The following is a 13,315-nucleotide window of genomic DNA, read 5'->3' on the forward strand; positions in this document are numbered from 1 at the left end:
ACTGCCCATAATGCCGATCCGCTATCTGGAGAATTGATAAGTATGTCTGACCTTAGTGCAGCATTTGCCCAAGTTGTAGAAGGGCGCCGCTCTTTACGCGCATTCAAACCTGAAGCTGTGAGCGAGGAATTGCTGACGCAGGTATTTCAGGTCGCTCAGCGGGCACCCAGTAACTGTAATACGCAGCCTTGGCTGGTGCATGTTGCTTCTGGCGCCAGTATTGAAAAGCTGAGGTCTGAGATGTCAGGTCGTTTCATGGCCGGTGAAATGTCTATGGATTTTCCTTATGACGGCTCATACGATGGCGTGTACAAGGAAAGACAACATGGATCAGCGCAGGCATTGTATGACTCAGTAGGCATTGAACGCGCAGATAAAGCAGCTCGCCATGTACAGTTCATGCGCAACTTCACATTTTTTGATGCGCCACACGTTGCTTTTTTCTTTCTACCCGAACCTTTTGGCCTGCGTGAAGCGGCGGACCTTGGTATGTATGCGCAAACCGTGATGCTTTCGCTCACTGCCCATGGCCTGGGAAGCTGTCCGCAGACTGCATTAAGTTTTCAGGCTGATTGGATTCGCGAAGTCCTGGGTGTTGACGCCAACAACAAATTATTATTCGGCCTTTCCTTTGGCTACCCCGAAACAAATGCGCCGGCAAATGCATGTCTTACTGATCGCGCAGTGCTTGCTGATACTGTTACCTTTCACCAATAGAGTTGATATGACAGACCAAATTCTTTCCGAAAACATTGATGGTGTGCTGGTTGTTACCTTTAACAGGCCAGAGAAGAAAAATGCGATTAGTAATGCCATGTGGGCGGGCATATGCGATATCTTTCGGAGTGCGTCTGAAGACAGTTCAGTGGTCTGCGCGCTGCTATGTGGTGCTGGAGACAACTTTAGTTCCGGGGTTGATTTGTCCGGCTTTAGCGAAGAGGGCGCAGACCCGCAGGCTTTGTTTAATGCCGCGGCGTTAGCTGTCGCCGAGTTCGATAAACCCTTGGTCGCTGCGGTACAGGGTGCCTCGGTGGGTGGCGGAGCAACGGTTCTTTTTCATGCCGATATTGTTTACGCGGCCGATACTTTTCGCATGCGATTGCCATTTGCCAGCCTCGGTCTGGCGCCGGAGTGGGGTAGCAGCTACATGTTGCAGGCAAACATTGGCGCACAGCGCGCCGCTGAGTTGTTTTATACCGCCGAATGGGTTGATGCTGAAAAAGCGCTTAGTCAGGGGATTGTGGCTCAGGTTTTGCCGGCTGAAGAGCTATTTGACCACGCCATGGCCAAAGCAAGGGAAATAGCCCAGTGGCCGGTAAACGCCTTGCGCGAAATCAAACGGAGTTTGAGAATGCATCATCTTTCTGCAATTGAGATCGCTATGCAGGCTGAACAGGAGGCGATGGCCAGGCAGGCCGGCTCGCCAGAAAACATGGAGGCGATTACTGCGTTTATGGAGAAACGAGCGCCAAACTTTCGCGGTCTCTAGGCCTGGCCACATATAACTGATGGGTGGCCCGATATGACTCAAGGTAATCCGCATCGGTTGATCTTTGAAGCGTACACTGTTTGCCACTTAACTTTTTAAATAGAGGGTTTCTACATGAATCATTTGCTTGGCAGAATTCGTTTGCCACTTGTGTCTATCCTTTCTGCGTTTCTCATCGCCTGTAGCAGTGATTCATCTGATCGCCCAGCTCCTGTCGATCCTCCACCGGTAGACCCTCCAGAACCCGAACTTACCTACCAGGCAGAGGTGATCTGGACTGAATATGGCATACCTCATATCACAGCCGATGACTGGGGCAGTTTGGGCTATGGTGCGGGTTACGCGTTTGCTGAGCAAAATTTCTGCAGCTACATGCGAGAAGTTGTGCGAGCCAATGGTGAGTCTGCTGAATATTTTGGTGATGATGGCAACCTTGAATTTGATTTTGTGATGCGACTTTACAATACCGATGAGGCAATAGAGCGCGTTAAAGAACAAATGAGTGAGCGCGGAGTTTCGCTGTTTGAAGGCTATGCCGCTGGGATAAGTCGCTACCTCGAAGACACCGGAGTGGACAACCTCGCTGAGGGCGATGAAGGTTGCCGCGGAGAGGCCTGGGTGAGACCGGTTACGCTCGATGATGCTTTGAGGTCCGGTCACAAGACCATATTGCGGGCCTCGGCCGATCCGTTTTATCGCGAACTGGTGAATGCTGTTCCGCCGGCCGATACGGTTGCTGCTTTGACGCCGATGTCGGACCAAATGCGCCAAGTGGCAATGGCACAGATCGCAGCCACTTCGCCAGAGGAACTGTTAGCCGGATTTAATTTCCCAGCTACCGATGTGTTGGGCAGTAATGCTTACGGTATTGGTCGGGACGCTTCTGGTATCGACAGCGGCGTGCTCTTTGGTAATCCGCATTTCCCCTGGCAGGGCGTGAACCGCTTCTTTATGGCGCACTACACGATTCCTGGCGAGTACGATGTGATGGGAGCGGGGCTGTTCGGTATCCCGTTGGCTAATATCGGGTTCAATAAAGACACCGCCTGGAGCCACACGGTGTCTACGGCACGTCGGTTCACTCTCCATGAGCTCGAAATAAATCCAGAGAACCCACTGCAGTATTTCTTCGGCGAGGAATTGGTCGACCTGACACCCCTTACCGTCAGCGCTGTCGATGGCGATGGCGAGACCGTGGAGCACACGTTTTATCAGAGCCAGTTTGGCACCATCGCGGACCTGAGCAATCAGCTCGAAGCCTTCGGTGGCTGGCCTACCTTTAACGGCACCATTTTTGCTTTCAATGATGCGAATAAAGAAAATTTACGAGGCCTGGAAAACTGGATCAACTTCGGTCAGGCCGAGAGCCTTGACGATATTCTGGAAGCAACTAAAACAATTGGGATTCCCTGGGTGAATACAATTGCAGCTGACCGCAATGGCGATGGCTTCTACGGTGATATTTCTGCAGTTCCCAATGCGCCTCAACAATTAATAGATTCGTGCGTTCGTGGGCCTATTGCTGTGCCGGTTCTGGTAGTCGCAAGAATTGTGACATTGGATGGCTCGGATCCGGACTGCCAACTGGGTAACGACGAAGGGGCACCACCCAATTTACTGGGCTACGATAGTTTACCCAAGCTTCGTACTACAGAGTACGGAGCCAATGCCAACGACAGCTATTGGCTGCCCAATCCTCGCAACTTGCTTACCGGGTTTACCCCCGCCATCGGGCCGGAAGAGTACCAGCAGAGTCTTCGAACTCGACTCACTTTTGTGCAGGCCGAGCAGCGCCTTGCGGGAGAGGATGACCTTGAAGGTGAAGGCTTTACCAATCAACAGGCTCGTGACATCTTTACGTCTGCGCGCAACTATGCGGCTGAATTGATCAACGAGGATGTGGTGGCTTTGTGCGATTCGGTGGATGACTGGTCTGTCTATAGCGCCGCTGATGCTTCCATGATTGAAGCCTGCGAAATTCTGGGTGCCTGGGACACGCGTCATACCATTGATAGCGTGGGCGGTCATATCTTCTACGAGTTATGGCGACGGGTGGGGCGCCTCGGCAACCTATGGGCAGTGCCGTTTGATGCCACCGACCCGGTTAATACGCCAAATACGCTGAATGTTAGTGACCTTGCGTTGGTCGAGGCGGTGCGCCAGGCGCTGGCTGACTCGGTTGTCTTTTTAGAGGAAAACAATATTGCACTCGATGCTCCCTGGGGTGAGGTGCAATTTATAGAAAGAAGTGGGGAGCGCATACCGCTGCCAGGCGGCTCTGGCTCAATGCTGTTTAACGTGATCAGCGCGGGCTTTGTTGAAGGAGAGGGCTACTCCGATGTGCGAGCCGGTAACAGCTATATACATGCGGTCAGCTGGGATGAAACCGATTGTCCTGATGCGAACGCGATCTTGACGTATTCACAGTCTACTGACCCAGCCTCGCCGCATTACGCTGACGCGACCGAGTTGTACTCCAACAGTGGTTGGATCGATATGCCCTTTTGCGAGGCCGATCGCGACGAACAGGAAATACGCCGTTTGACCGTGGAAGAGTAGTTGTCCTAAGACCCTGTGTAGGTCAGAAGCAAAGTAAGCAAAAAAGGCGCTAGTGATAGCGCCTTTTTTTTGCGGTGAACTCTTCAGGGCTGGACGAAATCGGTGACTTTGAGATTGAAGCCGGAGAGCGCATTGAAGTGTATCGGTGCTGACATGAGTCGCATTTTACCGACGCCTAGTCGTTTTAAGATTTGCGACCCGGTGCCAATCACCCTGTAGTTTTGTTGGCCGGCCGTATCAGCAGGTCCGGTCACGCTGGGAGGCTCAGGAAACTGCACCACCTCAGCGAGAGCTTGCGCTGGGCTGACTTCCTGACCAATGAGTACGACTACGCCTTTACCCTCAGCCGCAACGGCTTCCATTGCTCGCCGATAGGACCATCCTTCAGCGCCTTCTATTTGAGTGGCCAGCACATCGCGCAGGGTGTTTTGCGCTTGTACTCTGACTAAAACGTCTTCGCTCTCATCAATGTCACCACAGGTCATGGCGTAGTGCACGGTATCATCAATAAGGTCAAGGAAAGTGTGCAGCTCAAATGTGCCAAACTCTGTGTCGACCGTCTTGCTGTTTCGCAGCTCTATCGATTGCTCATGCAGAGAACGGTACTCAATGAGGTCGGCGATGGTGCCCATGCGCAGGCCGTGCTTTTCCGCGAAAATTTCCAGCTCTGGACGCCTGGCCATAGTGCCATCTTCATTCATGATTTCTACAATCAGCGCGGCGGGCTCAAAGCCTGCCATGCGCGCAAGATCAACGCCGGCTTCGGTATGGCCAGCGCGGCGCAGCACACCACCTGGTTTTGCTACTAGAGGAAAAATATGACCGGGCTGAATGATGTCAGATGGCCGTGCATCGGCAGCCACCGCCTGCCGTGCGGTATGGCTACGCTGGATAGAGCTGATGCCGGGGCCTTTCCTGTCTGCCGCATCAATTGACACGGTAAAATTGGTTTCGTGTTGCGATCGATTGTCCCGCACCATTAACGGTAACTGAAGCTGGCGAGCACGTTCTTCGGTGATCGGCATGCAAATCAATCCGCAGGCTTCACTGGAGAAAAAAGTAATCATTTCCGGTGTGGCGGCTTCGGCGGCGATAATCAGATCGCCTTCATTTTCCCTATCCTCATCATCCATCAGGATGACCATTTTTCCTGCTCGAATGTCGTCGAGAATATCGGGTACGCTGGACAATGCCATGGGCAGTTTCCTTTAGTTAAGTTCGATGGCAACGGCCGTGGCTTCGCCGCCGCCTATGCACAGCGCGGCTATGCCACGTTTCTTGCCGAGTTTTTTCAACGCGTACATCAGGCTGACGATAATGCGTGAGCCGGTTGAGCCTATGGGGTGTCCCTGGGCACAGGCACCGCCATGAATATTGACCTTAGCGTGGTCTAGTCCAAGGTCATCAATGGCTAGCATGGTGACCATGGCAAAAGCTTCGTTGATTTCAAATAAGTCTACTTCATCAATGCTCCAGCCGGTTTTTTTCAACAGCTTTTTGATAGCGCCAATGGGAGCAATAGTGAACTCGCCAGGCGCCTGGCTGTGTCTGGAGTGGCCAACGATGGTTGCCATTGACTCGATACCATGGCCAGTTGCCTCGCTACCGGCCATTAGCATTAATGCCGAAGCGCCGTCAGAAATTGAGCTCGCATTAGCGGCAGTAATAGTCCCATCTTTGGCAAATACCGGTCGCAGGGAGGGGATTTTATCAACGGCGGCCTTGTGCGGTTGTTCATCGTCCTCTATCAGGATCTCACCCTTGCGGGTATGTATAGTCACCGGAGCTATTTCTGCCTTCAGTACGCCTTCTTCTATGGCACGCTTGGCACGGTTCAGGGACTCCACAGCGAATGCGTCCATTTGCTCTCGAGTGAGACCGCGTTCATCAGCAGTCTCCTGAGCAAAGCTACCCATGGCGCGGCCGGTATAGGCATCCTCCAGGCCATCGATAAACATGTGATCAAGGAGTTTGCCGTGGCCGTTGCGCAGGCCGCCGCGCGCACCCGGTGGTAGCAGGTGCGGCGCATTACTCATGCTTTCCATGCCACCGGCTATGACAAGTTTATTGTTGCCGGCCATGATCGAGTCAAAGGCGAAGATGGTAGCCTGCATGCCACTGCCACAAGCTTTGTTTATCGTAACAGCACCCGCTGAAACAGGAATGCCAGCGCCAATCGCGGCCTGACGCGCGGGGCATTGTTTAAGTCCCGCAGGTAGCACGCAACCCATAAAGACTTCATCGATTGACCCGGAATCAATACCACTTCGCTCTATTGTTGCAGCCACAGCAGTGCTGGCTAGCTCGGTCGCCGGTACAGCCGAGAGGCTACCCATGAGTCCTCCCATGGGTGTGCGGGCGCCATCGACGATGACTACTGACTCTTTACTCATAGGAATTTTTTATCCGGGGTGAGGGTGTGTCTAAAAAGGGCGCCCATTTAGCCACAGGCGGGTGCTTTCCTCAAGTTCGCTCGGGGATGAAAAGCTTGCCTCTAACGGCCTCTCGGTATGCTCCGGGAGTCATCGCCACATGCTCACGAAACAGCTTACCGAAGTGGCTAACATCCTGCAGCCCCAACTGCCAGCCAATCTCTGCGATCGACAGGTTACTGTGGCGCAGTAATTCTTTGGCCTGGTGAATACGCATTCGCTGCAACCAGGCCTGCGGGCTCATTCCAGTAGCCTGATGAAAACGACGGTTGAGCGTGCGTGTGCTTAAGCCGAACTTTGCAGCCAGTGTGGTTAGAGTCGGAGAGTCCGGAAGATTGTCTTGTAGCCAGTGCTGGGCCTCCATAATGACTTCATCATGATGACTGTGATTGTCATCGGTCTGATAGGCTGCTGCTCTAAAAGGACGGCGAATTTCTGGTGAAAACTGATTCTCCACTGATCGGGCTACGCCGTGGCCATACCATTCTTCAACAACGTGGACCATTAGATCGGCGATAGAGTTAACGCTGCCCACACAATAAATGTTATCGCTCTGGGTGATCAGGTGACGCGATTTAAGCAGCACCTTAGGATAGTCAGTGGCAAACCTGTCCAGGTAGTTCCAGTGGGTGGTTGCCGGACGTCCGTCCAGAAGGCCTGCCTCAGCCAGTAAACAGGCACCGGTGCCAACCGCGCATACCCTGGTGCCTTCGCTGGCTACTCGGATTAGTTCGCTTAGCAAGGGCCCTGCGGCCTTAACCATCGGTCGCGGATTTCTCCACACCGCAGGCACAATCAATAGGTCTAGCGGCGGCAGCTCCCGATAATTGATATCAGGGGTCAGAGTGATGCCGCCAAACAGAGAAAGCGGCGCTGCGTCTGCCGCTGCCAGGCTTACCGTTACACCTGCGTTCAGGCGAGACTTTACTTGCGCGATTTGCGCCGCGGCAGTGAGAATTTCCAGGGGCAAGGTGATGCTGGTAGTCAGGGCCTGTGGATAGAGCAGGGCGGCGACACGATACATGACGAGTCCACGAAAATGGCTGATATAACTTATTATATGGCAGATTTGCCTTATTGTAATATGTTTTGCGCCGGTAGACTTCTCCTATCGATGGTTAATCTCTTTTGGAGCAGTAATTAATGGCCAGACAGCCCTTACCGGTAATCGTGAGCCTCGGTGGTATCAATGGCGCAGGACGCGCGTCTGGGCATCATGCACTGGCAAGGATGGGCTACGACGCGCTCGATCAGGGTCAGAAGCAACGCACCCTGCAGTCTCTGGCAAGTATGATGGGCTTGCCTTCGGCCCGTGATCAAGAGCAATACATATTGGATCACACCCTGATACGCCGGGTTGAAGGCAATCATTTTGATGTGGATGCGGTGCTCTGGAATCAGCGCTTTCCTACCGAGAGCAATGGCCACCCGGTCAACTTTGATATAGAACGTAAGCACCTGCCTGACGATATTCCTCCCTCCTGGAAAGTGACATCTACGTCAGTGACCCATGTGAATGTGAATATCCAGGGCCATCAGGAGTTTTTGCTGCCCACTAATCGACAGTTTGAGGTCAAGGCCGCGGGCCAGCTACCCACCGGCTATGAGCCGGGCTCACTTTATCCATCGCGCAGTCATCCCCGAGGGCTAGAGATGACGGTGTGTGCCGCTTCCGATGCTCTGGGTAACCTCGGGCTCGATTGGGACATGATTCAACGGCGGGTGCCCGCAGATAAGGTCAGCGTTTATGCGGGTAGCGCCATGGGCCAGTTGGACAGTGCTGGCGCCGGCGGCATGCTCAAAGCCAGATACAATGGCAAGCGAGTCACCTCGAAATATTGTCCGCTTAGCCTTGCAGAAATGCCCTCCGATTTTATTAATGCCTATGTATTGGGTGCCATGGGGTCAACGGGCGCCACGCTGGGTGCTTGTGCATCATTTCTTTACAACTTGAAGAACGGAATTGCTGATATTCGATCGGGTCGTGCCCGTGTTGCCTTTATCGGCGCTGCTGAGGCGCCAATCAATGCCGAGGTAATGGAGGGTTACGCCGCAATGGGTGCCCTGGCCACTGAGAAAGAACTGCGTCAGTTAGATGGACTCGGTGACAACGAAGCGGTAGACCAGCGACGCGCTTGTCGCCCCTTTGCCGAAAACTGTGGGTTTACCATTGCTGAGTCGGCACAAATGGTAGTGCTGTTTGACGACGCTTTGGCGATGGAATTGGGTGCTACGATTTATGGTGCCGCAACCGATGTCTTTGTGAATGCAGACGGTTACAAAAAATCAATTTCCGGACCTGGTGTAGGCAACTACATTACCATGGCAAAGTCAGTCGCCTCAGTGAGAGCCATTTTGGGCGAAGACGCAATGCGCAGAGGCGGACTGGTGCAGGCACATGGGACCGGCACTCCCCAGAACAGGGTCACAGAATCAGAAATACTCAGTCGCACAGCAGAGGCCTTTGGTATTGAAGGCTGGCCTGTTGCAGCACTCAAAAGTTATCTCGGACATTCCCTGGGTGCTGCATCGGGGGATCAGGTGACTGCTACGCTTGGAATGTGGCATCACGGTTTGATTCCGGGCATTAATACTATCGATGCTTTGGCTGATGACGTGCGCACAGACCATCTGGCTTTCAGTGCTGAGCACCGTCGCTTTGATCCGAAAGATGCACAGTACGCGGTGATTAATTCAAAGGGCTTTGGCGGTAACAATGCAACGGCGACCATGCTCAGTCCAGCAGCGACCCAACAGATGTTAAAGCAGCGATATTCAGACAGAGACTGGCAGGCGTGGCAATTGGCCAATGAGCAGGTTGCGCAAATGCAGCGAGACTATGACGCAGGCATGAGTGCAGGGACGGTGGAACCGGTGTATCGCTTTGATCATGGAGTTTTGCACGATAAGGACGTCGAACTGGACGCTAAAGAAGTACGCCTGGGCAATTATGCGGTCAGCCTGGAATTGGAGAACCCCTTCGCCGATGAATAGTCATACTAATGCCGTTATCAACCCGTAAAAAATAATCAGGAAACCGCCGATTTCGGCCACTATCAGCGACCACATGAGGGCACCCATTCCAGCGCTCATATTTTTTATCTGGTTATCAGTGTCTTTCTTTGCGCCGTGAATAATGTAGCCGATGATGGCAATGGCAAAGTAGGCAACCAGCAGTGTGACTGCAATGAGTTCCAGAGTATTACTGAGCTGACTGACTTCAGTGAAGGCTGCCAGCATAGAAGCTGCAAAGGCATACAAAAGCGATGCCCGATGGGCAATGTCGATATAAGGATGTGCTTGACCTGAAGGACTGGCAGCCATTGCTCGATATTTCCAGACGCCCAGCAACAGTGCAGTGAGAAAAAAAGTGGCTGAAGATAACAGCGCCAAACTAGTTGCGTTCATCAATTAATCCATAATTTTTGATTGTTTTGCCCACAAGCTGTCACCGACTGACCTTTCCCTGACGCTTTAGCGTGTTTGTATCGACACCCTTCAATCTCGCTATGTGGTTTGCGTAGAAGTCCTGAACTGTGAGAACAAAAGGTACCACAGCGGAAGCGTCAACGTGATGCAATGGCCGCTGCGGGTAAGCCATGGTCACAGGTTGTCGCAGATTAATATAAGAACTTCAACAAGCACGCAGCTGACAGACCAAAGCCAAAGTAATTCATTTCTAGTATTCGCTTGATACCCGGCGATGCTCCAACTTACCAGCGTCCTCGAACGCTTCCATAACGTCCGCTTTCGCCTAATAGCGGACATGTGTCTACCCTCAATAGATGATCGAGTCACACCATCTGGACACGGCTTATCAGTGGCTCTGCCAGCAGCGCAGGCATTATCCTGATAATGCGGATATCTGGCACCTGCGATTCCACTGGCAGGCAGAGCGTGAGCGCATTTTGGGTGAGTTGCGCCAGCGCCGCTATCGAGTTTCGCCCCTGCAGCCTATTCGCAAGGCAGACGGTACGGTAATCCATCTGTGGAGTGCCGCAGACGCTCTGGTGGCGAAAGCTCTGGCGATGGCCATCGCACCGCTGCTTGGCATCTCAAAACGCTGTACTCATACCAAGGGCAACGGTGGCCTGAAGGGCGCAGTGCGAGCCGTTCAGCGCAACAGCCCTCGCTTTCGCTTCTTCATTCGTACCGATGTAAAAGCCTACTACGAGTCTATCGACCAGCACCTGTTGCTGGCACAACTGGCCACACGGATCAAAGACCGTCGAGCCATGAACCTGCTGTCTCAATTCATCGGTCGCACGGTCGAGTACGGTGGAGTTTACCGGGATATCCGTCGTGGTATTGGGCGCGGCTCGCCCCTGAGTCCGCTATTGGGCGCGTTGTACTTAGACGCAGTGGACCGAGCCATGACGCGGCGTGGGCTGTTCTATGTTCGCTACATGGACGACATTCTGGTGATGGCCCGAACGCGCTGGCATCTGCGCAAGGCAATCAAAACACTGAACCGGGGGCTGGAGGAGCTTAGGCTGAGCAAGCACCCCGACAAAACGAGCATCGGCAGAATCGAGCGGGGATTTGACTTCCTCGGCTATCGCTTCAGCCGCGGCCGCCTGCAACTGGCCTGCACAACCCTGGACAATATGCGCAGTACGCTACACCGGCTTTATGAGCAAAAGAACGCCGACCCTCAAAGGTCAGCGATTCTTGGGACGTACTTGCGCCGTTGGCGGGGATGGGCCACTGGCGGGCTGGGGGCGATGGCGCCAGACCTCAGCGCAGTAAGGCTGGCGACATTTGCAATGGGATCGTGCCCGAACAATGACGTTGGGGCTTTGCCGTTACTTGCTTGATCCCGATATTACGTCGGTTACTGTTCGACGCAATATAACCCAAGCTCATCGTCGCATATTGCGCCGAAGTCTGCTAACAACGCTAAACCATCATACTCTGATGCTCTCCCAGATCGTCCGACGTATGGGAGGTCTTCCTGCGTCCAAGGCAATCCCTGTGCTCCACAAATGCCGCCACTCTGCGTCCAGTCCGCCTTCAATCCAACCCATACTCTTGTCATCCCCTGGTCGACTATAGTCGCGTTCAATGGGAACGTAAAAACCGCATCCGTGAGCGCGCGGGCAATTAAAACTTCATCCGCAGGCCGGAAATAACTCGTTCCCGCAGTGAGGACCCAGTCAACAGGCGGGAACGCGCTCCGGATACTTTCTCCGGCTATCATAGCCTTGTAAGTGCCGACTCCCGGTTTATTAGTATCTGCATTGCACTTAAGATCCGCGCCACCTATCCCACCCAAGTTTCCTTTAAACGTAGCCGCGGTCACGAATATCCGCTTATCCATCGCAGCGATCTCGAGTGTGGCATCTGATGCTGAGAGTGTATAGGCGGCAGGATCAGCTTGTAACGTCAGAATTACATTTTCTGTCGGGTCGTATACCTCGTCATCCAATACCGTGATAGTGACGTCCACCGACGATGAGCCTGCCGGGATTTCAACCTGTGTCAGACTACTGACGGTGTAGTCCTCGTCGTCAGTCAAAACTGCTGGTGTTGATGGCGTACCCGTGACGCCATTCGCTGTCCCAGTGAGTACAAAGTTCACAGTGAGTAGGTTAGTCGTGCCACCGGTGCGAGAAATCGTAAAGGCGCCGGGTGTGGGCGTTTCGGCCTCTACGCCGTCGGCTTTCTTTGTCACTGTGACGACCGGTAAGCTTGCGGTTATCGCTTGGGATGTCTGGGGTGCTGCGTTGTAGTCGGCATCTCCTGCTTGATCGGCATCAATCACGCAGTCACCCGCAGCGATAAAGGAAACGGTCGAACCCGCGATACTGCAAGCAGAACTTGCGGTGCTAAAGCTCACTGCCAATTCGGAGGTGGAAGTTGCAGTGACTGCATAGGTTGCACCACCGACAGTGGCATCGGCAGGCGCCGTTGAGGTAAAGCTGATGGTTTGGTCACAGTCGTAAACGGTGCTGCAACTTTGGGTATCTTCGAGTACCAGGCCACTTATACATTCATCGGCCGGGGCAGAGGTGGCACAGGAAGGCGGTGCTACCACTGTTCCTATTTCGAGCGCTACGCCCGAGGTGTTGGTATAGATCGCATCACCCGCCGGAATATTAACCGTACCTCCCGCTGGCTGGTTCAGTTCAACCATTGCCGCTGCAATGGCCTTCTGAATGTTCAGGCTACTGGTAACGCCAGCAGTAACCCCTAGCGCCAGTAACAGGACACCAAGTACCGACCCCGCACCGTTTTTCTTAATGGCTCGATAGCCAAAGAACGCCAGTGCTATACCCAATGGCAATAGAAATAAGGAAGGCAAGGGTACAGGAGCAGCAACAGTGCCGGCAGCAGCTGCGGCAGGCCCATAAGTTAATGTACCGCCCGATTGAGCCAGTGCAGTGCCCGTTGTGGCGAGAGCAGACAGAGCTACAGCGTACTTTGAAAAAGACATGAGGCAACGTCCCAGTGGATTTATTTATTATGCGTTGCCGACAGAGTAGCGTCCTTTATACTAGAACGCCAAATTTTATTAGTTACAGGCAGGCGCAAAATACCGGTTATTTATGGGGTTTTATGTGCGACTTGCGCTCCAGTTTGAATGACCGCTATGAGGTGATAGCGGACGTTTCCCTCCGGGGTCGCTTCAGGCCCAAAAGCTCCGCTTTCGCCTAAGTTAGAAGCATCTGAGATGCCTGCTTTCGACTCAAGATAGACGATCGTGAGGCATCTATCATTGCGCTGGCACTAGGCGCTGCGACATCCTCTGGAGTCTACTTTCGTAGTTTTGTTTGCTATTCTGGTATCAAGCGTTTGCTACTATCTCATCGCATGCGAAATGGAAATGGGCTAG

10 protein-coding genes are annotated in these 13,315 nt (G+C 53.3%); 5 read left to right on the forward strand and 5 right to left on the reverse strand.

Features of this window, described 5'->3' with window-relative positions:
• The first annotated feature begins 42 nt into the window (after nt 1–42).
• The 3 genes from EYC87_RS05815 to EYC87_RS05825 all read left to right on the forward strand — a co-directional run bounded on the left by EYC87_RS05815 (nt 43) and on the right by EYC87_RS05825 (nt 4,048).
• Nucleotides 43–717, forward strand: a complete 675-nt coding sequence (locus tag EYC87_RS05815; RefSeq protein WP_279252056.1) for a nitroreductase — start codon at nt 43–45, stop codon at nt 715–717.
• Between the two features lie 7 nt (nt 718–724).
• Nucleotides 725–1,489, forward strand: coding sequence for an enoyl-CoA hydratase-related protein (locus EYC87_RS05820; protein ID WP_279252057.1), 765 nt, complete (start codon nt 725–727; stop codon nt 1,487–1,489).
• A gap of 114 nt (nt 1,490–1,603) precedes the next feature.
• Nucleotides 1,604–4,048, forward strand: coding sequence for a penicillin acylase family protein (locus tag EYC87_RS05825; RefSeq protein WP_279252058.1), 2,445 nt, complete (start codon nt 1,604–1,606; stop codon nt 4,046–4,048).
• Nucleotides 4,049–4,131: 83 nt separating this feature from the next.
• Here the strand turns inward: EYC87_RS05825 and ribB are convergent, their stop codons facing one another.
• The 3 genes from ribB to EYC87_RS05840 all read right to left on the reverse strand — a co-directional run bounded on the left by ribB (nt 4,132) and on the right by EYC87_RS05840 (nt 7,504).
• Entirely contained in the window at nt 4,132–5,244 is a 1,113-nt protein-coding gene (ribB, locus tag EYC87_RS05830; protein WP_007229377.1) for a 3,4-dihydroxy-2-butanone-4-phosphate synthase, read from the reverse strand.
• 12 nt (nt 5,245–5,256) lie between these two features.
• Nucleotides 5,257–6,441 (reverse strand): thiolase family protein, encoded by a 1,185-nt coding sequence (locus tag EYC87_RS05835; protein WP_279252059.1) that lies wholly within the window; start codon nt 6,439–6,441, stop codon nt 5,257–5,259.
• Between the two features lie 70 nt (nt 6,442–6,511).
• Entirely contained in the window at nt 6,512–7,504 is a 993-nt protein-coding gene (locus EYC87_RS05840) for a GlxA family transcriptional regulator (RefSeq protein WP_279252060.1), read from the reverse strand.
• Nucleotides 7,505–7,623: 119 nt separating this feature from the next.
• Between EYC87_RS05840 and EYC87_RS05845 the strand changes: the two genes are divergently transcribed.
• Nucleotides 7,624–9,474 carry a beta-ketoacyl synthase gene (locus EYC87_RS05845; protein ID WP_279252061.1) on the forward strand — a complete coding sequence of 617 codons (1,851 nt, stop codon included), beginning with the start codon at nt 7,624–7,626 and terminating at the stop codon, nt 9,472–9,474.
• On the opposite strand, the gene EYC87_RS05850 is transcribed toward EYC87_RS05845, so the two are convergent.
• Nucleotides 9,475–9,888 (reverse strand): hypothetical protein, encoded by a 414-nt coding sequence (locus EYC87_RS05850; protein WP_279252062.1) that lies wholly within the window; start codon nt 9,886–9,888, stop codon nt 9,475–9,477. It abuts the gene before it with no gap.
• Nucleotides 9,889–10,265: 377 nt separating this feature from the next.
• Between EYC87_RS05850 and EYC87_RS05855 the strand changes: the two genes are divergently transcribed.
• Complete coding sequence (locus EYC87_RS05855; protein WP_279252063.1) at nt 10,266–11,297, forward strand: reverse transcriptase domain-containing protein; 1,032 nt, start codon at nt 10,266–10,268, stop codon at nt 11,295–11,297.
• 17 nt (nt 11,298–11,314) lie between these two features.
• Here EYC87_RS05855 and EYC87_RS05860 read toward each other — a convergent pair whose 3' ends face one another.
• Nucleotides 11,315–12,916: a midcut-by-XrtH protein gene (locus EYC87_RS05860; protein ID WP_279252064.1), complete on the reverse strand. Its 1,602-nt coding sequence runs from the start codon at nt 12,914–12,916 to the stop codon at nt 11,315–11,317.
• Nucleotides 12,917–13,315: the final 399 nt, after the last annotated feature.

The organism is Candidatus Seongchinamella marina (assembly GCF_026262685.1).
In the GTDB taxonomy this organism is placed as follows: Bacteria; Pseudomonadota; Gammaproteobacteria; order Pseudomonadales; family Halieaceae; genus Halioglobus; species Halioglobus marinus.

What these genes read in the sequence shown, in the direction of transcription:
- EYC87_RS05815 (WP_279252056.1), top strand. Translation starts at nt 43, where the DNA reads ATGTCTGACCTTAGTGCAGCATTTGCCCAAGTTGTAGAAGGGCGCCGC.
- EYC87_RS05820 (WP_279252057.1), top strand. Translation starts at nt 725, where the DNA reads ATGACAGACCAAATTCTTTCCGAAAACATTGATGGTGTGCTGGTTGTT.
- EYC87_RS05825 (WP_279252058.1), top strand. Translation starts at nt 1,604, where the DNA reads ATGAATCATTTGCTTGGCAGAATTCGTTTGCCACTTGTGTCTATCCTT.
- ribB (WP_007229377.1), bottom strand. Translation starts at nt 5,244, where the DNA reads ATGGCATTGTCCAGCGTACCCGATATTCTCGACGACATTCGAGCAGGA.
- EYC87_RS05835 (WP_279252059.1), bottom strand. Translation starts at nt 6,441, where the DNA reads ATGAGTAAAGAGTCAGTAGTCATCGTCGATGGCGCCCGCACACCCATG.
- EYC87_RS05840 (WP_279252060.1), bottom strand. Translation starts at nt 7,504, where the DNA reads ATGTATCGTGTCGCCGCCCTGCTCTATCCACAGGCCCTGACTACCAGC.
- EYC87_RS05845 (WP_279252061.1), top strand. Translation starts at nt 7,624, where the DNA reads ATGGCCAGACAGCCCTTACCGGTAATCGTGAGCCTCGGTGGTATCAAT.
- EYC87_RS05850 (WP_279252062.1), bottom strand. Translation starts at nt 9,888, where the DNA reads ATGAACGCAACTAGTTTGGCGCTGTTATCTTCAGCCACTTTTTTTCTC.
- EYC87_RS05855 (WP_279252063.1), top strand. Translation starts at nt 10,266, where the DNA reads ATGATCGAGTCACACCATCTGGACACGGCTTATCAGTGGCTCTGCCAG.
- EYC87_RS05860 (WP_279252064.1), bottom strand. Translation starts at nt 12,916, where the DNA reads ATGTCTTTTTCAAAGTACGCTGTAGCTCTGTCTGCTCTCGCCACAACG.